This is a genomic window from Antribacter soli (assembly GCF_021568775.1).
Lineage (GTDB): Bacteria > Actinomycetota > Actinomycetes > Actinomycetales > Cellulomonadaceae > Antribacter > Antribacter soli.
On record NZ_JAKGSG010000058.1, the window covers coordinates 51,757 to 71,686 of the forward strand.

At 73.5% G+C, this 19,930-nt stretch carries 18 protein-coding genes; 7 read left to right on the plus strand and 11 right to left on the minus strand.

Annotation, left to right across the window (positions count from 1 at the left end; genetic code table 11):
- Positions 1–110 precede the first annotated feature (110 nt).
- From L1785_RS20375 to L1785_RS20385, 3 genes are read left to right on the plus strand one after another with little or no spacing between them, the layout of a single operon-like run.
- The gene (locus tag L1785_RS20375) at positions 111–1,145 is read left to right on the plus strand and encodes an AAA family ATPase (RefSeq protein WP_236091137.1); all 1,035 of its coding nucleotides are present in this window, start codon (positions 111–113) and stop codon (positions 1,143–1,145) included.
- Complete coding sequence (locus tag L1785_RS20380) at positions 1,145–2,455, plus strand: DUF58 domain-containing protein (protein WP_236091138.1); 1,311 nt, start codon at positions 1,145–1,147, stop codon at positions 2,453–2,455. Before L1785_RS20375 ends, L1785_RS20380 begins: the two co-directional genes overlap by 1 nt.
- Positions 2,452–4,740: a transglutaminase TgpA family protein gene (locus tag L1785_RS20385; RefSeq protein ID WP_308113394.1), complete on the plus strand. Its 2,289-nt coding sequence runs from the start codon at positions 2,452–2,454 to the stop codon at positions 4,738–4,740. Before L1785_RS20380 ends, L1785_RS20385 begins: the two co-directional genes overlap by 4 nt.
- Positions 4,741–4,875: 135 nt before the next feature.
- Here the strand turns inward: L1785_RS20385 and L1785_RS20390 are convergent, their stop codons facing one another.
- From L1785_RS20390 to L1785_RS20400, 3 genes are all read right to left on the minus strand, one after another.
- Positions 4,876–5,292, minus strand: a complete 417-nt coding sequence (locus tag L1785_RS20390; protein ID WP_236091139.1) for an SCO2097 family morphological protein — start codon at positions 5,290–5,292, stop codon at positions 4,876–4,878.
- A 128-nt stretch (positions 5,293–5,420) separates the two neighbouring features.
- Entirely contained in the window at positions 5,421–6,644 is a 1,224-nt protein-coding gene (gene dinB, locus L1785_RS20395) for a DNA polymerase IV (RefSeq protein WP_236091140.1), read from the minus strand.
- Complete coding sequence (locus L1785_RS20400; protein ID WP_236091141.1) at positions 6,641–7,069, minus strand: SAV_6107 family HEPN domain-containing protein; 429 nt, start codon at positions 7,067–7,069, stop codon at positions 6,641–6,643. Before L1785_RS20400 ends, dinB begins: the two co-directional genes overlap by 4 nt.
- Before the next feature lie 154 nt (positions 7,070–7,223).
- Here L1785_RS20400 and L1785_RS20405 point away from each other — a divergent pair, with 154 nt between their 5' ends.
- Positions 7,224–8,156 carry a spermidine synthase gene (locus tag L1785_RS20405; RefSeq protein WP_236091142.1) on the plus strand — a complete coding sequence of 311 codons (933 nt, stop codon included), beginning with the start codon at positions 7,224–7,226 and terminating at the stop codon, positions 8,154–8,156.
- Between the two features lie 172 nt (positions 8,157–8,328).
- Here L1785_RS20405 and L1785_RS20410 read toward each other — a convergent pair whose 3' ends face one another.
- From L1785_RS20410 to L1785_RS20430, 5 genes are all read right to left on the minus strand, one after another.
- The gene (locus L1785_RS20410) at positions 8,329–8,532 is read right to left on the minus strand and encodes a cold-shock protein (RefSeq protein ID WP_125775282.1); all 204 of its coding nucleotides are present in this window, start codon (positions 8,530–8,532) and stop codon (positions 8,329–8,331) included.
- Positions 8,533–8,867: 335 nt separating this feature from the next.
- Entirely contained in the window at positions 8,868–9,794 is a 927-nt protein-coding gene (locus L1785_RS20415; RefSeq protein ID WP_236091143.1) for a PAC2 family protein, read from the minus strand.
- A gap of 113 nt (positions 9,795–9,907) precedes the next feature.
- On the minus strand, positions 9,908–10,348 hold the full coding sequence (locus L1785_RS20420) for a response regulator (RefSeq protein ID WP_236091144.1): 441 nt from the start codon (positions 10,346–10,348) through the stop codon (positions 9,908–9,910).
- A 70-nt stretch (positions 10,349–10,418) separates the two neighbouring features.
- Positions 10,419–12,077 carry a sensor histidine kinase gene (locus L1785_RS20425; RefSeq protein WP_236091145.1) on the minus strand — a complete coding sequence of 553 codons (1,659 nt, stop codon included), beginning with the start codon at positions 12,075–12,077 and terminating at the stop codon, positions 10,419–10,421.
- On the minus strand, positions 12,074–13,465 hold the full coding sequence (locus tag L1785_RS20430) for a PP2C family protein-serine/threonine phosphatase (protein ID WP_236091146.1): 1,392 nt from the start codon (positions 13,463–13,465) through the stop codon (positions 12,074–12,076). Before L1785_RS20430 ends, L1785_RS20425 begins: the two co-directional genes overlap by 4 nt.
- A 154-nt stretch (positions 13,466–13,619) precedes the next feature.
- On the opposite strand from L1785_RS20430, the gene L1785_RS20435 reads away from it, so the two are divergent.
- Positions 13,620–15,908 (plus strand): HelD family protein, encoded by a 2,289-nt coding sequence (locus L1785_RS20435; protein WP_236091147.1) that lies wholly within the window; start codon positions 13,620–13,622, stop codon positions 15,906–15,908.
- 97 nt (positions 15,909–16,005) lie between these two features.
- Positions 16,006–17,247: a phosphoglycerate dehydrogenase gene (gene serA / locus L1785_RS20440; RefSeq protein ID WP_236091148.1), complete on the plus strand. Its 1,242-nt coding sequence runs from the start codon at positions 16,006–16,008 to the stop codon at positions 17,245–17,247.
- 128 nt (positions 17,248–17,375) lie between these two features.
- On the opposite strand, the gene L1785_RS20445 is transcribed toward serA, so the two are convergent.
- The 3 genes from L1785_RS20445 to L1785_RS20455 all read right to left on the minus strand — a co-directional run bounded on the left by L1785_RS20445 (position 17,376) and on the right by L1785_RS20455 (position 18,869).
- Complete coding sequence (locus L1785_RS20445) at positions 17,376–17,606, minus strand: DUF5302 domain-containing protein (protein WP_236091149.1); 231 nt, start codon at positions 17,604–17,606, stop codon at positions 17,376–17,378.
- A 206-nt stretch (positions 17,607–17,812) separates the two neighbouring features.
- Positions 17,813–18,337 carry a transcriptional regulator NrdR gene (gene nrdR, locus L1785_RS20450; protein WP_236091150.1) on the minus strand — a complete coding sequence of 175 codons (525 nt, stop codon included), beginning with the start codon at positions 18,335–18,337 and terminating at the stop codon, positions 17,813–17,815.
- Positions 18,338–18,461: 124 nt separating this feature from the next.
- Positions 18,462–18,869 (minus strand): LysM peptidoglycan-binding domain-containing protein, encoded by a 408-nt coding sequence (locus L1785_RS20455; RefSeq protein WP_236091151.1) that lies wholly within the window; start codon positions 18,867–18,869, stop codon positions 18,462–18,464.
- A gap of 336 nt (positions 18,870–19,205) precedes the next feature.
- Between L1785_RS20455 and lexA the strand changes: the two genes are divergently transcribed.
- Complete coding sequence (gene lexA, locus L1785_RS20460) at positions 19,206–19,907, plus strand: transcriptional repressor LexA (RefSeq protein ID WP_236091157.1); 702 nt, start codon at positions 19,206–19,208, stop codon at positions 19,905–19,907.
- The last annotated feature ends 23 nt before the right edge of the window (positions 19,908–19,930 follow it).

Below are 19,930 nucleotides of genomic sequence, written 5' to 3' on the forward strand. Positions count from 1 at the left end.
CGGGCAGAGCACGTGACGTACGTAACAGGTAGGGGGCAGACTCTATTAGGCTGCGATGATGCGCCACCGGCGCACAGACTCAGCACAGGCACGAGGCCGACGGAGGTCACATGCTCCCCGATCCATCCACGTCCGGCCTGGTCCAGCCACGTGCGCAGGCGTACCCGGAGCCCGGGAAGGACGCGCTCGGCGAGCTCGTGGAGATCACCGCGCGCGTGCGCACGGCCATCGAGTCGGTCGTGACCGGCCGGCCCGGCCTGGCCGAGCTGACCGTCGCGATCCTCCTCGCCGAGGGCCACCTGCTCATCGAGGACGTGCCCGGCGTCGGCAAGACGACCCTCGCCAAGGCCCTGGCCAAGAGCATCGACTGCCAGGTGGGCCGGATCCAGTTCACGCCGGACCTGCTGCCCAGCGACCTGACCGGCGTCAACATCTTCCGTACCGGCACCCACGAGTTCGAGTTCCGCGCGGGACCGGTGTTCTCCAACATCGTCATCGGCGACGAGATCAACCGTGCCTCACCCAAGACGCAGTCCGCGCTGCTGGAGTGCATGGAGGAGGGCCAGACCACGGTCGACGGCACCACCCACACGCTGCCGCACCCCTTCCTCGTCGTCGCGACACAGAACCCCGTCGAGATGGAGGGCACGTACCCGCTGCCCGAGGCGCAGCGGGACCGCTTCATGGCCCGCATCACCGTGGGTTACCCCGACCTCGACGCCGAGCTGCTCATGCTCGAGCGGCAGGAGGCGGTCTCGCCGCTCGCGCACCTGACCCCCGTGACGAACGGCGCCACGATCCTGCGCCTCGCCGGCCTCGTACGGTCCCTCTACGCCTCGCCGTCCGTGAAGCGTTACGTCCTCCTCCTGGTCGCGGCCACGCGCGAGCACCAGGGGCTGCGCCTGGGTGCCTCGCCGCGCGCGTCGCTGCAGCTCCTGCGGGCGGCGAAGGCCATGGCCGCGATGTCCGGCCGGGACCACGTCCTGCCCGACGACGTCCAGCGCCTCGCCCGCCCCGTCCTGGCGCACCGCCTCATCCTGACGACGGAGTCCCGCCTGGGCGCCGTCACCGCCGAGGCGATCGTCGACGAGATCGTCGAGCGCACGCCCGTCCCGCCCCTCGACCCGGCTGACCGGCGGCGCTGATGCGGCAGGTCCTCGCCCGACTGGCCCGGGTGCGGCTCACGTCACGCGGGCTGGGCGTGGTGTGCGTGGGCGGGGTCCTGTGGGTACTCGGCCTCGTCCTGTCGCTGCCCGACGTCGTAGCGCTCGGCTCGGCCTGCCTCTTCGCCGTGGGTGCGGCGTGGGTCGTGACCGGCGTGCAGCGCCTCGACGAGGGGCGCGGCGCGCTGCGCGTCGTGCGCCACGTGGACCCCAGCCCGGTGGTGCGCGGCCGCACCGCCGACGCGTCGCTGGTCGTCGCCGCCGTGAACCCGACCGGCGCGGCCTACGAGCGGCTCTCGCGGCTGCGGCTGTCGGAGCAGGCGGCGCACGAGCTCGCCGGCCACGAGGGCATCCGGGCCCGCGTCTCCGCGCAACCCGACCGGATCTCCGTGCGCTACCAGCTCACCCCGACCCGCCGCGGGCGCTGGCCCCTCGGACCCCTGCTCACCACCCGCACCGACGTGTTCGGCCTGGTGCGCGCCACCCAGCCGCTCGGCGACGCGACCGCCGTGGCCGTGTGGCCGCGCACCGTCGAGCTGGCGGTCCGCACCCGCGCCCTGGGCGACGTCGACCGCTCCGCGACCGGGGCGCGCCTGCAGTCCACCGACGACTCGGTGCTGCGTGACTACGTCGCCGGCGACGACCCCCGCCGCGTCCACTGGGCCAGCGCCGCCCGACGCGGCCAGCTCATGGTCCGCGCCGACGAGAGCGCCGGCGTGCGACCCGTGACCGTCCTGATGGACCGTTCCCTCCTGCCGCACTGGAGCGAGGGCTCCACGGTGCCTCGCAACCCCGCCGCGATCGACGACGGCGAGTGGGCGGTCGAGCTCGCGGCCTCTGTCGCGGTGTCCTTCCTGGAGTCCGGTCACCCGGCGCGGCTGATCGCCACCGGAGTGGTGCCCGACCTCGACTCCGCGCGCTTCGCCACGACCCGCGCCGGGCGCCCCGGCCTCCTCGACGCGACCGTCGACCTGCGCGGCCACCGCGGCGCGGCCGAGTCCGAGCGGGCCGTCGCCAACACGGCCAAGGCGCTGCGGATGACGCGTTCCGCCGGTGAGATCGTCGTCGCCGTCCTGGCACCCGTGCCTGCCGCGGCCCGCGCCGAGGTCGCCGCGCTCGCCGCCGACGGCACCTGCTGGGCCGTGCTCGTCGCGCCCCGGCAGACGGGCTTCCGGCACGAGGTCGACGAGACCGCGGCCGAGCTGCGCGCCACCGGGTGGCACGTCGCCCTGACCGAGCCGCGCACCGACCCCGAGCGCGCCTGGGCAGTCCTCGCGGAGCGTGCGCCGTGATCCCCGCGCACCGCGGACCGCTCGCGCGGACGATCGCCACGAGCGCGCTCGTCGCCGTCGCCGTGCTGGCCTCCATGTACGCGCTGACGGTCGTCATCGTGGCCGGCGCCTGGACCGTCGCCGGGGTGCAGGGCGTCGTGCTCGTCGCCGGGACGACCGGCGTCGTCCGGTACCTCGTCGGGCGGAGCACCCTCGCCCGGGCGGAACGCGCCCGTGCCGCGGCCCGCGCCCAGGGCCTGGCAGCCCCTTCCGCCGCGGACAACGGCCCGGCCGTGTTCTGGAGCACTGCCGCAGGCGTCGCCGTGGCCACGTGGTTCGTCCTCGCCCGCTTCGGCGCGCCCACGCAGCGCGCCGAGCTCTTCGCAGGGCCGGCGGCCATGGACCGGGTCGTCGCTCGGTTCCGCCAGGCCGCCCAGATCATGCGCGACGAGGTCGCGCCGGTCGACGACTCGCTCCAGATCGGCCTGGTCGCCGTGGGCAGCACCCTCCTGGTGCTGCTCGTCGCGGACTCGCTCGCCGGGGCGCGCATGCCGGGGCTCGCGGTGCTGCCCCTGCTCCTGCTCTGGCTGCCCGCGCTCACGCTGCTCGGTGACGTGCCGGCCTGGGTGTTCGTCGTGGTCGTGACCGCGGCCCTCCTGCTGCTCACCGTCGACCCGATCGGCGTCACGCCCGGCCGTCGCATCGACAGCCGCAACCCGGCCGTCCTGCGCGCCCAGCGGCGGCGTGCCGGGATCACCGCCGTCACGTCGCTGCTCGTGGCCGTGCTGGCGCTCGGCGCCGGGTCCGCTGTCAGCGCCATCCCGTCCGTCGCCGGCTCGTTCTCGCAGCTCATCGCCACCCAGGCCCGGGCCGTGCAGCTCGCCGAGGAGCTCGACATGACCCGGCCGCTCGGGGAGCGGTCCTCCGACGTGGTGTTCACCTACCGGACCGACGACGGCACGGACGTGGGCCCGCTGCGGCTGCGTACCATCACGTCGTTCGACGGCTTCCGCACCCAGCGCGCGATCGTGGCCGGCGGCGGCCGAGAGTTCGACGACGGCGACATGCTCTGGCCGGGCGGGTTCCCCCGCGACGGCGCGAAGCAGGAGGTCACCGTCACCATGCGCGCCCTGTCGACGGAGGAGCTGCCGCTGCCCGTCGACCCCCGGTCCGTAGCCGCCGACGGCGACTGGGAGTACTACAACGTGAGGGACGAGGTCCGCTCGGAGGATGCGACGCGCGACGGCGACGTCTACACGCTCACCGTCCACGACCGCGGGCTCGACGCCGAGGTGCTGCGCGGCGCCACCGGACAAGACCCGGGGACCGAGGGCTACGTCGAGGTCGCGGCCACACCGCACCGCGACGACATCGCCGCGCTCGCCGATCGGGTCGCCGGGTCCGCTCCGACACGTTACGACCAGGCGGTCGCGCTGCAGCAGTTCCTGCGTGACCCGGTCAACTTCACCTACGACCCCGCCGCGGAGTACCTCGACTCGGAGGACCCCGTGTGGGACTTCCTCGAGGAGGGCGACGGGTACTGCGTCCAGTACGCGGCCGCCATGATGGTGATGGCCCGGTCGCTCGGGATCCCGACCCGCCTCGGCGTGGGCTATCTGCCGGGCGAGCGAGGGCAGGGCGACGTCTGGCGCGTCACCGGGCAGCAGTCGCACACCTGGCCCGAGGTCTTCTTCCCCGGCACCGGATGGGTGCGGTTCGAGCCGACGCCCGCCGTCCAGACCGGGCCCCTGCCCGCCTACGCGGACCCCGCCCTCGCAGCGCCGGCACCGGCGCCGTCCGACGACCCGCAGGAAGTGCCGAGTGCCGCACCCTCGGCCGACCCGACGACCGGCCCGTCGGCCACGGCCGGCGCTCCTGGGGCCGGCGCCGGGGCCGGCGCAGGCAGCGAACCGCTGCCTGCGTGGGCCTGGGTCCTCGCGGCCCTCGTGGCGGCGCTCACCCTCGGGGGCGGTGCCTGGTGGCTCGTGCGGCGACGTTCCGAGGTCGAGGTCCTCGACCCCGAGCGGGCGTGGTCCCGCGTCCTCCAGGTCCTCGCCGAGCGGGACGTCGTACTGCCGCCGTCGACCACGCTGCGGCGGGCCCCCGAGGCGATCGGCGCCCAGGTGCGCGCCCGCACGGGCGCCCCGCTCACCGACGACCTCGCCGAGCTGCTGGTCGCCCTGGCCGACGCCGCCGAACGGGAGCGCTACGCCCGCGGGTACACGGCGCCGGCGCCCGAGCAGCTCGAGGAGCTCACGACCACCGTGTCGGAGGCGCTGGCCGGCGCGCTGGCCCGCAAGCCCTGATCACCGGCGGCCCCGGTGCACCGGCGGTCCCTGTTCACCAGCGGTCCCGTGGACGGCAACGACCGGCACCAACGGCGAAGGCCCCGCACCTTGCTGGTGCGGGGCCTTCGCCGTTGGTGCCGGTGCTGGTGCGTGTCAGCGACCGTCCTGATGCCGTCGCCGGTCCCAGCGCTCCTCGAGCCGCGTAATGAGGCCCGCATACCCACCGCCGCCACGACGCTTGCCTGGCGCCGAGCCCTTGCCCGGGCGCACGGTGCCGTCCGGGTTGACCACCCCGGCGGGTCCGGTCTCCCGCTTGCGCGGGGATGCGAACGCGAACGCCACGCCGGCGAACATGAGCACGAAGCCGATCACCCCGAGCCAGGTGCGCGACGTCGCGGCACCCAGCACCAGGAGCAGCAGCCCCACGACCACGCCGAGGCCTACCAGGACGTAGCGGAGCGGCGACCGCCGACCAGACGACTGAAGTGTGTTTGCGAGCCGCGGGTCGTCGGAGGTCAGAGCACGCTCCATCTGCTCCAGCACCCGCTGCTCGTACTCGGACAGAGGCATCGAGTCCCCCGGATCTCGCAAAGGAACAGTGTCATGCTCAGGATAGGCCGGTCCAGCCCCGCGTGGTAGTCGACATCCGGGGCATAACCGGGTCTTTCTGCGCAGTTCCCCCGATGGTACGTGCAACGTCACCCTCGCGGCGCACCGAGCCCGATCGCGGCACGGCCGAACCGCTCTCGTACGGCGTCGAGCGCGACCTCTGCGTCCCGCTGCGCGCCGGCCCGCGGGTCGACAGCCTCGTCCAAGGTCAGCTGCGCGGCCGCGCCCTCGCGCTGGCGCAGATTCTCCGCCCGGACCCCCACGAGCCGCACCGGAAGCCCGCCCAGGTCCACCCCTGCGACGAGCTCACGAGCCGTGAGGAAGATCTCTCGCGCCACATCCGTGGGGGCGCCCAGCGTGCGGGACCGGTTCAGCGTGCGGAAGTCGCTCGTGCGGACCTTCACCGAGACGGTGCGCGCGACCACGCCCTGGTGCCGCATCCGGGCGGCCACCCGGTCCGCGAGCTCGAGCACCCGGCGCTCCACCACCAGCGGGTCGTGCTGGTCCGTCGCGAACGTCGTCTCCGCGCCGATGCTGCGCTCCTCGCGACCCGGGACGACCGGTCGCAGGTCCCGTCCCCAGGCCAGGTCGTGGAGGTGAGCACCGATGACCGAGCCCACCGCAGCCTGCAGGCTCGGCAGGTCCGTGTGCGCGAGCTGCTCGACCGTGGTGATGCCCCACCGGCCGAGCGCCTCCTCGGTGCGCTCCCCCACGCCCCAGAGGGCGCCGACCGGCAGCGTGTGCAGGAACGCCACCGTCGCGTCGACCGGGACGAGCATCATCCCGTCCGGCTTGGCGTGCGTGGAGGCCAGCTTCGCGACGAACTTGTTGCGGGCGATCCCCACCGACGCCGTGATGCCGTGCTCGGCCCGGATGCGCTCCCGAAGGGAGGCACCGATCTGCGTGGGCGGGCCGAGCCGACGGCGCGCGCCGCTGACGTCCAGGAACGCCTCGTCCACGCTGATCTGCTCCACGAGAGGCGTCACCCGGCCGAGGATCTCCATCACGGAGCGTGAGACGTCGGAGTACAGCCGGTGGTCCGGCGGGACCACGACCGCCTGCGGGCACAGCACCCGCGCCCGGGTCATGGGCATCGCGGAGCGGACCCCGAACGCCCGCGCCTCGTACGTCGCGGCCAGGACCACGCCACGCTCGCGCCCGCCCACGATCACCGCACGACCGCGCAGCTCGGGCCGCCGAGCCAGCTCGCAGGACGCGAAGAAGGCGTCCATGTCGAGGTGCAGCACCGAGCAGCCGGCCTCGTCGGAGCCCCAGTTCCGCCGCGCCCCCTCTGCGCGGGGAGCCCTGCTCACGACGCCGCCGGGACGAGCGCGAGGCGCGGCTGCCGCGAGAACCCGGCGTCCGGGTCCACGAGCATGGCGACCTCGTCGCGGAAGTCTTCTGCGCAGGCCATGAGCTCGTCCGCGCGCGACGGTGCGACCTCGCCGGACCGCCCCGCGTCAACCGCGGCGCGGAGGCGTGCACCGGAGGCGAAGTAGCCGGACCACGGAGCCAGGCCCGGCTCGACGCGGGCGAGCATCTCCCACACGGTCCGGGCGCCGGATCGCGGTGACGGGCGGCCGCGTAGCGCCACGACGGCTGCCGCCGATCGGATGGCCGCCAGGTGCGCATGCAGGAACCGGTCGCCCGGGTCCGCAGCCGCGGCCGCGGCGGCCAGCTCCCCGTCCGCGCGGCGCAGCAGCGTGGCCACGGCGGGCGGTACAGCACGCGGTGTCATGCGGGGGACGTACACGTGCGCTTCCGTCCGCTGCGCATCCTGCCTCGCTCCCATCGCCGACCTCCTCCGATCGATCCCGACCCCACTATCGAACATGCGTTCTACTCTGTCAAGCGAACCGGTTCTGGGCCCGTGGCCCGTCAGACTGGACCTCATGGCCCGCCGATCCGCCCGACCCGCCCGACGTCCCTCATCTTCCTCCGGACCACTGACACTCCCGGCCGAGCTGCCGGTCGGGCCGGTCCCCATCGACACGGGCACGGCGGAGGTCGTGCGGGACCTCGACCACCCCGACCGGGTGACGCTGCACGTCAACGGCGTGCCCAGCTCGAGCATCGACCTGGCGGACCCCGGCTTTCTCGACTTCGAGTACATGCAGCAGATGGCGGCCGTGCTCGAGCTGCTGCCCCCGGGCCCGCTGCGCGTGCTCCACCTCGGCGCGGCAGGCAGCACCCTCGCGCGGTACGTCGAGCACGAGCGGCCCGGCTCGCGCCAGCTCGGCGTCGACCTCGACGCGCGCCTGCTGGAGCTCGTCCGCTCCTGGTTCGCGCTCCCCCGCTCGCCCCTGCTGCGCCTGCGCGCCGACGACGCAGGGCGCGCGCTCGCCGGCCTGCCCGACGCGTCCTACGACGTCGTCGTGCGCGACGTCTTCGCCGGCGACCGCACGCCCGACCACCTCGTGGGGACCGGCTTCGCCCAGCAGGCCCACCGGGTGCTGCGGCCCGGCGGGGTGCTCCTCGTCAACTGCGCCGACCGTCCACCCCTGACGACGGCCAGGCGCGAGGTGGCGAGCCTCGCCGCGGTCTTCGGCCCCGGCGCCGCGGCGGCCGGGCGACTCGCCGCCGTCGCGGAACCGGCCGTGCTCAAGGGCCGGCGCTACGGCAACGTCGTGCTCGCGGCCGTGCGAGCGCCCGCCGAGGACGAGGCCGAGGCGACCGGCGCGCCCGAGGCGGGCTCCGACGTCGGGCATCCCGACCTGCGCGACCCTGCGCTCGGGCGCGCGCTGCGCACCCTCGCCGTGCCCGCGAGCCTCCTGGCCGGCGAGGACGCCACGCAGTTCGCCGGGACCGCGGCGCCGCTGCCGTGACGCGCGCCACGGACAGACCGGCGGACAGCAGAAGGCCGCGCCCCCCGGCAGGGAGCGCGGCCTCCTCAGGTGCCTCAGGCGATCTCATTGTTCGCCCGAGCCTGCGGTTCCGCTCCGGGCGGGTGCCTCGTTCCTCGGCCCCCACCCTGCGCTGCACCTACGGCTCAGGCGATCAGAGCGGGCGAACCTGCTCGGCCTGCGGGCCCTTGGGGCCCTGCGTGATCTCGAACTCGACCCGCTGGGCCTCCTCGAGCGTGCGGTACCCGTTCGTCTCGATGGCGGAGTAGTGGACGAAGACGTCGGCGCCGCCGCCGTCCTGGGCGATGAACCCGTAGCCCTTCTCCGCGTTGAACCACTTCACAGAACCCTGCGCCATGCTGTCCTTCGACCTTCCGTCCGGGATCCGGCGACGGGCCCGGTGCCCGCCTCCGCGCCGCAATGCATCCCGCTTGCTCACGACCTTCGGACGGGGTCATGCGCGTGGTACGTCACTGCAACGGCGCCAGTGTGGCACGCATCACTCTTGCGCGCCACGGAACATGAACAATTCCTCCCGAGGCGCCACACACCGGGCTCCGGGGTCACGCTGCGGACCCACCCTCCGCTGCGCCTCCGGCTCAGTCGCCGTTCCTCCGGGCGACCGAGCCTGCGGTTCCGCTGCGGGCGGGATCCTCGCTCCGCTGCGGACCCACCCTCCGCTGCACCTCCGGCTCAGTCGCCGTTCTGCTGGGCCAGGAAGCGCTCGAACTCCGCGCCGAGCTCGTCGGCCGTCGGCAGCTGCTGCGTCTCGGCAAGCAGGTTGGTGCGGCCCACCGAGCGCGCGAACGCGTCGTACTGCTCCTCCAGCGCCTTCACCACGGCCGCGACCTCGGTCGACTCCTGGACCTGCTTCTCCACGTCGAGCGTCGCCTCCGTCGCCGCCTCGTCGAGCGTGGCGATCGCCAGGTTCAGACCAGTCGCCCGCTCGATGTGCCGCAGGCCCACGACGGATGCCGGCGGGAACTGCGACTGTGCCAGGTAGTGCGGCACGTGCACCGTGAAGCCGAGCGCGTCGTGGCCCGCCTCGCCGAGGCGGTACTCGAGGAGCGCCGCGAGCGAGCCGGGGACCTTCACCGAACCGAACCAGGACGTGTAGTCGTCGATCAGGCCGGCGCGCGTGGCGTGCGCGGTGAGAGACAGGGGCCGGGTGTGCGGCACGCCCATCGGGATGCCGGTCAGACCGACCGTCAGGCCCACGCCGAAGCGCTCGACCAGACCCCGCACCGCGCCGACGACGCGCTCCCACTGCAGGTCCGGCTCGACGCCGTGCAGCAGCAGGAAGCCCGTGCCCTCGGCGTCCGTGACGTGGTCGATGGCCAGGAACGGCTCGTCGTAGTCCGCCCAGCGGTCGGTGTCGAACGTGAACGTCGCACGCTTCGAGCGGTAGTCGAGGAGCTGGTCGACGTCGAACGTCACAAGCCGCTCGGTCCGGAGCTCGTCGACCAGGTGCTCCACGGCGAGCTCGCCGGCACTGCCTGCGTCGACGAAGCCGCGCACCGCGTGCAGCAGCACGGGACCGGCCGAGCCGGGCGAGCTCTCGCCCAGCGTGCGGGCGACCGCCGACTCGTCGACTTCGTAGATGCCCTGCGGGTCCAGCACGTGGCCTCAGCCTCCTCTTTCGGCGCGTCCTTCGAGGGGTGCAACACCTCGGCGGGGGCGGACCTTCCCGCGCCGAGGGATTTCGCCCTCGGCAGAGCGCAGCCTACCGGCGGTCAGCGACCGGGCAGGCGGACGACGGAGACGAAGAACTCGTCGATCTGGCGCACCACGTCGATGAAGCGCTCGAAGTCGACGGGCTTCGTGACGTAGGCGTTCGCGTGCAGGGAGTAGGACCCGATGATGTCCTCCTCCGCCTCCGACGTGGTGAGCACCACGATGGGGATGTGCCTCAGGGCCGGGTCGCTCTTCACGACGGACAGCACCTGGAGCCCGTCCATCTTGGGCAGGTTGAGGTCCAGGAGCACCAGGTCGGGAGTCGGGGCGTCGGCGTGCGCGCCCTGCTTGCGGAGGAACTCCAGCGCGCTCACGCCGTCGTAGACCACCGAGAGACGGTTGGCGATCTTGTAGTCCTCGAACGCCTCGCGTGTCATGAGGACGTCCCCGGGGTCGTCCTCCACCAGCAGGACCTCGACCACGTGCTGGCCGCTGACCATGTCCAGCCCCCTGTGCTCTCACCGTTTCGTCCTCGCGCGGTGACCGCGCCGTCGGCCCTGGTCAGGCCCGTCACCCGAGCGTAGTGGACTGCGCACGCTCGGTCGACGCGCGTCCGGGGGCGCCCGGGCCGGCACTGCGCGACAGCGTGAACCGGATCGTCGCGCCACCGCCCTCGGTCTGCTCGATCCAGATCCGACCGTGGTGCGCCTCGACGATGCGCTTGACCAGGGCGAGCCCGATGCCGGTCCCGGGGTACTCGTCACGACCGTGCAGGCGCTGGAAAATGATGAACACGCGCTCCGCGTACTGCGGGTCGATCCCGATCCCGTTGTCGACGAACGACACCTCCCAGTGGGCCCGCATCGCCCGCGCCTCGATGTGCACCTGAGGCGGCCGGTCGGGGTGCCGGAACTTGATCGCGTTGCTCAGCAGGTTGAGGAACAGCTGCCCGAGCAGCGCCCGGTCGCCGTGCACCACGGGCAGCGCCTCGTGCGTGACGACCGCGTCGGTCTCGGCGATCCGCTCCTCCAGCTCGTGCAGCGCGAAGGTCAGGACCTCCTCCAGCCGCACGTCCGTCCGCGCCGCCGTCGACCGGCCCACGCGGGCGAAGCTCAGCAGGTCCTGGATGAGGCGCTGCATGCGCTTGGCGCCGTCCACCGAGTACTCGATGTACAGGTCCGCGCGGTCGTCGAGCTTGCCCTCGTAGCGGCTGCGGAGCATGCCCGTGAACATGGCGACCTTCCGCAGAGGCTCCTGCAGGTCGTGCGACGCCACGTAGGCGAACTGCTCGAGGTCCCGGTTGGACCGCTCCAGCTCGCGCGCCTGCACGCTGAGCAGGTCGTGCGCGTGCTCGATCTCCTTGGCCGACTCGCGGAGCTCCTCCACGTGGTGGACCAGCTCGCGTCGCATGTTCTCGACGTGCGCGGCGACCACGGCGACCTCGCCCTCGCCGATCGTCGCGTCGATCTCCTTGTCCAGCTGGCCATCACTGACCACCTTCACGGCGGCCGCCAGGTTGTCCAGGGGCCGGATCACCCACGTCTCCAGGGAGAGCCACATGAGGCTGCCCATCATGACGCAGACCAGCACGAGCGCGATGATGGCGCCGAGCAGGACCTGGTTCCAGTCCTCCTTGTTCGTCAGGGCGACCGCCCGCTGCTCCTCGAGCAGGCCGACGTAGGCGACGACGGCGGCCTGCGCCGACTCGAACAGCCGGTCGCCGTCGGCCTGGGCGGGGCGGACGGTGGCCGCGACCTCCGCGCACCCCTCGCCCCCGGCACCGCGCGCCTGCTCGACGACGCGCACCGCCGTGATCACCGGCTCGGCGTAACGCTCCACCCAGCCGCGCATGCCGTCCGCCGCGGCCTGGTGCGCGAGGTCGACCTCGACGTCGCCGGCCAGGGCGGCACGCGTGTCGCCGTCGGCGGTCTCGAGCCCTTCGAGGCGCAGGTACGGACCGAGCGCAGCCTCGTTGCACGTCGCGACGTACGCGGCGACCGACGCCTGCGCGTCCTGCAGCGCGATCGTCGCCCCGTCGCCCTGCCTGATCGCCGGGTAGTACGTGTCCTCGACGCGATCGCCGATGCTGCGCACCTGAGCGAGCGCGATGATGGCGACCGCGAGCGCCAGGGCGAGCATCCCGGCGATCGCGCCGAGCAGGCGCGCGAGCTTGCGCCGCATGGACATCTGGGGAGCAGCTCGTTCCCAGGGCTCGGAGAGCACCGTCATGCGCGGGACCACTCCGCGGAGTCGGCGAGCGTCGAGGTCCGTTCCCCGCGGGTCGTCGCACCGGCGCCCGCCCAGCCGACGACGAGCAGGGCGGCGTCGTCGACGAGCGGACCGCCGTGCAGGTCGAGCACGCGCCGTAGTATTCGGGGCACGATCCCGTCGGTCCCGGAACGGAGCTCGGTCTCGACGATGCCCCTCAGGCCGCGCGCCCCGAGCCGCCGCGGGCGCTCCTCCGCGGCGGGCTCGCCGGCGGGCGGCCCGGCGACCGAGGCGCCGGCGGTCGACTGGGCGACCGACGCCTCGACGAGGCCGTCCGTGTAGAGGATCGCCGTCCAGGGCTCGGCGAGCTCGATGTGCAGGGCCTTCCATATGCCGGGCACCGGGATGCCCAGCGCGCGCCCACGACCCGCCGACGAGATCTCGTCGCACCGGAACGTGCCGCCGGCACCGGTCACGAGCAGTGGCGGCGGGTGGCCCGCGAGGTACAGGTCCATGGTGCCGCGGTCCGGGGTCACGACGGCCTGGCAGAGGGTCACGAACACCTCTGGCCGGCCGCGCTCCGGCAGGAGCACCCGCTCCATGAGGGGCAGCACCTCGTCCTGGTGCACGCCCGACAGGACGAGGGTGCGCCAGGCGGTGCGCATCGCGGCGCCGAGCGCCGCCTCGTCGGGGCCGTGGCCCGCGACGTCGCCGATCACGGTGAACAGGGTCCCGTCCTCGCGCTCGACGGTGTCGAAGAAGTCGCCGCCGAGCAGGCCGTTGCCGCCGGGCAGGTAGCCCACCTGGACGGAGATCCGGTCGTCCCGGATCAGCTCCTTGGGCAGGAGCGCGCGCTCCAGCCGCGTGGTCTCGGCCGCGCGCACCTCGCTGCGGTACAGGGCGAGCTGCTGGGCGGCGGACCGGCGGCGCAGGGTGGCGTACCGCAGGGAGCGGGCGAGCGCGTCGCCGTCGACCTCTCCCTTGAGGAGGTAGTCGTCCGCGCCCGCGGCGACCGCCCGCACGCCGAGGTCCGCACCGGACTTCAGGTCGCCCGCCGACCGTACGTCCGGCTGGCCGGTGAGCACCACGAGGGCGGGCGGCGTCGGCAGGGCCTCCACCTGCGCGGCGACGCGCTCGACGGCGCTCAGCCCCACGGCGTCGGGCAGCCCCAGGTCGACGAGCAGGCAGTCCACCCGCACGAGGGAGAGAGTCGCGAGCGCCTCGTCGACAGTGCGGGCGCGGTGCAGGTCGACGCTCAGCGCGGTGCCGGCGAGGAGCTCGCCGACCAGGAACGCGTCGGCGTCGTCGTCCTCGACGAGCAGGATCGTGAGCGGCGCGTCGAGCGGCTCGTCGCGCGCCGGAGGCTCGGCACCCTCGGTGGGTCCCGCTTCTGGCGCGCCGGTCACCATGGCCGCGATCCTATCGAGCGGGATGACACCGTGTCAGTGCCCCGTTACCGGTGTGTTGGCCCTGGGCCGATGAGCGATAATGGTCGGCCGGTCGTTTCAGCCGGACGCGGCCGCCGCGCCGCGGGGCGGCCACGGGAGAGCACGGAGGTACGGCGTGACGGGCATTCGGGACGAGCTGGCACACGAGCAGACCGTCGTCGACGTGTTGTACGCCCGCTTGGACGAGCTGCGGGGCGCGGCACGGGACCGGCTCCGGCGGGTCCGCCGCGCGGGAGCGGTCGGCACCCACCAGAACCGCAGCGAGCGCGACGCGTTCGCCACGCACTACGAGGACCGCATGGCCCAGCTCGACGCCGTCGAGGACCGGCTCGCCTTCGGCCGCCTGGACCTGCAGGAGGGCACCACCCGCTACGTCGGCCGCATCGGCCTGACCGACGACGAGCACCGTTCCCTGCTCACCGACTGGCGTGCGCCCGCCGCCGAGGCGTTCTACCGGGCCACCGCGCTGCACCCGCACGGCGTGGAGCGCCGGCGGCACCTGGTGACGAAGGGCCGCAGCGTCACGGCCGTCGAGGACGAGGTCCTCGACCTGTCGGCCGACGTCGACACCGACAGCCTCTCCGGCGAGGGCGCCCTGCTCGCGGCCATGGCGGCAGGCCGCACCGGCCGCATGAGCGACATCGTCGCCACGATCCAGGCCGAACAGGACCGGATCATCCGGTCCGAGCTCACGGGCGCGCTGGTCGTCCAGGGCGGCCCCGGAACGGGCAAGACCGCCGTCGCGCTGCACCGCGCCGCCTACCTGCTGTACGCGCACCGGCGCCTGCTGGAGCGCTCCGGCGTGCTGCTCGTCGGCCCGTCGAGCTCGTTCCTGCGCTACATCGACCAGGTGCTGCCGTCCCTCGGCGAGACCGGCGTCGTCTCCACGACGATCGCCGACCTGCTGCCCGGCGTCCGCGCCAGGGCGCACGACGAGGGTGCGGTCGCGGAGATCAAGGGCCGCCTCGTCTGGCGCGAGATCGTGCGGCGCGCCGTGCGCGCCCGCGAGCGCGTCCCCGCCACGGACGTGCGCGTGCGCGTCGAGGGGCACGACTTCGTCATCCGGCGCCGCGACATCCGCGACGCGATCGCGCACGCCCGCCGGGCGCACAAGCCGCACAACGCCGCCCGGGCCACGTTCGTGCGGGACGCGCTGGGCCGCCTCGCCGACCAGTACCGCGACCTCGTCGGCGGCCCCCTCTCGCCCGAGGACCGGGCGTCCGTCATGGAGGACCTCCGCGGCAACCGCGACGTCCGGGTCGCGATCAACCTCGCCTGGTTCCCCATCACACCGGAGAAGCTGGTCGAGGACCTGTTCGCCAAGCCGCACCGGCTCGAGGAGGCGGCGCCAGAGCTCACGGCCGCGGACCGGGCGCTGCTGTTCCGCGAGCCGGGCTCGCCCTGGACGGAGTCCGACGTGCCGATCCTCGACGAGGCGGCCGACCTGCTCGGCGAGGACGACAGCCTCGCCCAGGCGGAGGCGCGCGCCCGCGCCACCGAGCGCGCCGCCGAGGTCGAGTACGCCCGCAGCGTGCTCTCGTCCGGGGCCGCCGCCACGATGATCCAGGTCGACGCCGAGACGCTCGCCTCCCGCTTCGCGCCGACCGGTCCGCGGCTCACCACGGCCGAGCGCGCCGCCGCCGACCGCGCCTGGACCTACGGCCACGTCGTGGTCGACGAGGCGCAGGAGCTGTCCCCCTTGGCGTGGCGCATGCTCGTGCGGCGCGTGCCCACGCGGTCGCTGACCATCGTGGGCGACGTCGCGCAGACGTCCTCTCCGGCGGGCGCCCGGTCCTGGGCCGCGCACCTCCGCCCGATCTTGCGCGACGGCTGGCGCCTCGCCGAGCTCACCGTCTCCTACCGCACACCCGCCACCGTCGCCGACACCGCCCAGCGGGTGGCCGTCGCGGCCGGCCTGCCGGTCTCGGACCTGCGTGCCGCCCGCGACGTGACCGGGTCGCTCACCGTGGTCGGCACGGGCCGGGGCGAGCGGGGGACGTCGTCGCGCAGCGTCGGGAGCACGGTGCCCGACGACGTCGTGGTCACCGAGGCGCTGTCGCTCGCCAAGGAGTTCGTCGGCGCCGAGGCGGGCCGCGTCGCGGTCGTCGCGCCCGCGGGCCGGGTGACCGGCCTCGCCGACGCCCTGACCGCCGCGCTCCCGGGCGGCCTCGGGGCGGACGAGGCGGCCAGGCTGACCGCCCAGCGGCCCGAGGACGCGCAGGTCACGGTCCTGGAACCCCGCGAGACGAAGGGCCTCGAGTTCGACGCCGTGGTGCTCGTGGAGCCGGCCGAGGTCGCCGAGGGGTCGGGCGGCACGAGCGACCTGTACGTCGCCATGACCCGCCCCACCCAGCGCCTCGTGGTGGTGCACGCGCGCGACCTGCCGGAGGGCTTCGAGCAGTAGGGCGTCCGGCCCTGCGGCGTGTCCGCGCGCGTCCGCCTGGTGGACGAACGGTGTAACACGTTTGTCACATCGTGCCGACCGGGCGCACCATGGACGCGTGCAGCGAGCCCTCCTCCTCGAGAACGTCCATCCCCTCGCCGTCTCGATCCTGCAGTCCGCAGGGTTCGAGGTCGAGACCCGCAAGGGCGCCCTCGACGAGTCCGAGCTGATCGAGGCGCTCGACGGCGTCACGATCCTGGGCATCCGGTCCAAGACCAACGTCACCGAGCGCGTGCTCCGGGCGGCACCACACCTGGAGGCCATCGGCGCGTTCTGCATCGGGACCAACCAGATCGACCTGCAGGCCGCCGCCGCCCGCGGTGTCACCGTGTTCAACGCGCCGTTCCAGAACACGCGGTCCGTCGTCGAGCTGGCCCTCGCCGAGATCATCGCCCTGACCCGCCGCCTCACCGAGCGCGACAAGTCGCTCCACGCAGGCGTGTGGGACAAGTCGGCGACCGGCGCGCACGAGGTGCGCAGCCGCACCCTCGGCATCGTCGGCTACGGCAACATCGGCACCCAGCTGTCGATCGTCGCCGAGAACCTCGGCATGAACGTCGTCTTCTACGACACCGCCGAGAAGCTCGCCCTGGGCAACGCCCGCCGGATGGACACGCTCGACGAGCTCCTCGAGACCGCCGACGTCGTCACGCTGCACATCGACGGCCGCTCGGGCAACGCCGGCATGTTCGGCGAGAAGCAGTTCGCGCGGATGCGTGAGGGGTCGATCTTCCTCAACCTGTCGCGCGGCTTCGTCGTCGACTACGCAGCCCTGCGCGAAGCCATCGGGAGCGGGCACATCGCCGGCGCCGCCGTGGACGTGTTCCCCCACGAGCCCAAGACCAAGGGCGACGCGTTCGAGTCCGACCTGCGCGGCCTGCCCAACGTCATCCTCACCCCGCACATCGGCGGCTCCACCGAGGAGGCGCAGGAGTCCATCGGCCGGTTCGTCGCGGGCAAGCTGCGCGACTACACGTCGAGCGGTTCCACGGAGCTCAGCGTCAATGTGCCCAACCTGCAGCTCGCGCAGTCCGGGGTGGGTCGCGTCGCGCTCCTGCACCGCAACGTGCCCGGGGTGCTGGCCGAGGTCAACCGGATCCTCGCGGAGCACGGCGCCAACATCGAGGGCCAGATGCTCGCCACCCGCGGCGAGATCGGCTACGTGGTCACCGACATCTCCGCCGTCACCGAGCGCGGCGCGTCGGCCAAGCTGGCCCGCATGGAGACGACCATCCGCCTGCGCCTGCTGGACGACCTCGAGCACGAGGAGATCCCGCCGGGTCCGGCCGCGGCTCGCTGAGTCGCGCGGCGGCGCGTCGGCCACCGGATACGACGAGGGCGGGGATCCTCAGATCCCCGCCCTCGTCGTCGTGCCACACGCCCGGATCAGCCGATCCCGTCCGGGCCGCTGATCCGGTCGACCGACCGTCAGCCGGACTTGCGGCGGAACATGCGCTGCACCTGGCCGGCCGTCTCCGACCCGTGGACATTGCCGGTGTTGCGGCTGCCGTCCGCGGAGCGGTGGCTCGATGCGTTCTTGCGGTCGAGCGCCTCGCGGAACCTGGCCTTCGCGTCCTCGCTCGGCGCAGTGCTGCGCGTCTCGGCCTGCTCCGCGCTGTCCGTCGCCGTCTCGTCGGCCGTGCCGTCGGGTGACGCCATGCCGATCACCTCCTTGGATCTGGGGGTCCCTCGGCCGGGGTCCGTACCTGGTCCAGCGTGCCCCACGGCGCGCCGCAGCGCCAAGTTGATACCGCTCTGTCCGCCGCGGGCACAATCCAGGCACGGCTGTCGGCGCGACGACGGCGTCGCCCGGTCGGGGGTCGAGGAGCCCGCTGAACCGGGTCGGGCCGGCGGTCAGGCGTCCGTCAGGCCAGGGCCGGGTCCGGGGCCTCGGCGGGGGTCTCGTCGTCGTCCCCGGCCGGCGGGTCACCCGGTTCGCGGCCCTCGCGCTCGGCACGCAGCGACGTGATCGCGCTCTCGAAGTCCTCCAGGGAGTCGAACGCCTGGTAGACGCTCGCGAAGCGCAGGTAGGCCACGACGTCGAGCTCGCGCAGCGGACCGAGGATCGCCAGGCCGATCTCGTACGCGTCGATCTCCGCGCTGCCGTTGGTGCGCAGCGTCTCCTCGACGCGCTGGGCGAGCAGCGCGAGGTCGTCCTCGCTCACCGGGCGGCCCTGGCAGGCCTTGCGTACTCCGGACATGATCTTGTCGCGGCTGAACGGCTCCGTGGCCCCCGACCGCTTCACCACCGACAGGCTGGCCGTCTCGATGGTCGTGAAGCGGCGGTTGCAGGCCGGGCACTGCCGACGTCGGCGGATCGACGCGCCGTCGTCGGCGGTCCGCGAGTCCACCACGCGGGAGTCCGCGTGACGGCAGAACGGGCAGTGCATCGCACACTCCTGCGTGGTCGGGTCCGGGCCGGGACGTCCCGGCCGCGCCCTCGACGGTAAGCGGGCAAACCACCCCCGTGCAACATTGCCGCAACATCCCGCATCCCCGAGGTGTGGCGGGCGGTCATTCCACGGGCAGGAGGAGCACCTGGCCCACCCGCAGCGACGCGGTGTCCAGGTCGTTCAGGTCCTTGATGCGGGAGACCACCGGGCGCAGGTCCTCGCCCGGCGCCGCGAGCTCGGCGGCGAAGTCCCACAGGGTGTCGCCCTGCTGGACGGCGTGCACGCGCACCTCCGTACCGGCCCCTGGTGCGCTCGCCACCGCCGTCGCGCCCCACGTGGCGAACGGCGCGAGCAGGACCGCGACGAGCGCAACCAGCACCGCGCGCCCCCGGCGGGTCAGCCGCAAGCCGTCGACGCCGAGCCGCTCCGCCACCGTCGGACGGGGCTCTACGTACGGCGGCACGAGCGCGAGGTGGGCACGGCCCACCGGACAACCACCACTGGCCTGCGCGAAGCTCGTCGCCCCCATGACTCCTCCATCGCTCGTCCTGAAGCCCGTGCGTCGAACGTGCGTTCGTCGAACGTCCGTACCATTGTGTAGCACGAGACACTGGCCGTGTCGAGACACGCTCGAACATTCGTTTGATGGATCGGTCACCGTGACCTAGAGTGGGGAGCGCACGAGGAGCATTTGTCCACGATGAGTCTTCGGTGCGGCGTCTCGAGGGCGCGGCCCGGGCAGGAGGGGGTAGGCATGACCGGACGCGATGGCAACGAGGGCAGCACGGCCCTGGACACGGCCCCGGGCGGCGTCGCCACGCTCGACGACGGCTCGGAGCCGGGCGGGCTCGCCGAGGTGCGCGAGATGGGCGCCGCTGATCGCCTGACGCCGCGGCAGCGGAACGTGCTCGAAACCATCCGGGAGTCCGTGGAGTCCCGCGGCTACCCGCCCACGATGCGCGAGATCGGCGAGGCCGTCGGCCTCGCCAGCCCGTCGAGCGTGAAGCATCAGCTCATGGCGCTCGAGCGCAAGGGCTTCTTGCGGCGCGATCCGAACCGCCCGCGCGCGATGGAGGTCGTGCACCCCGCGGGGTCGGCCGAGCCGGCTGGCACACGCACGCCGGGCTCCGTCTCGTCGGCGGAGGCCCACTGGGGCGCGGTCCCGTCGGTGAACGAGGACGAGCGCACCCCTGCGCCGTCGTACGTGCCGCTGGTCGGTCGCATCGCCGCGGGCGGCCCCATCCTCGCCGAGCAGCTCGTCGAGGACGTGTTCCCGCTCCCCCGCCAGCTCGTGGGCGACGGCGACCTGTTCCTGCTCAAGGTGGCGGGCGACTCGATGATCGAGGCCGCGATCTGCGACGGAGACTGGGTCGTGGTGCGTCGGCAGCCGGTCGCGGAGAACGGTGAGGTCGTGGCCGCGATGATCGACGGCGAGGCCACGGTCAAGACGTTCAAGCAGTCGGACGGGCACGTGTGGCTCCTGCCTCACAACGCCGCGTACAGCCCGATCCCGGGTGACGACGCCCAGGTGCTCGGTCGCGTGGTGGCGGTCCTGCGCAGCCTGTGACCCCTGCGCCGGGATAGTGCGTT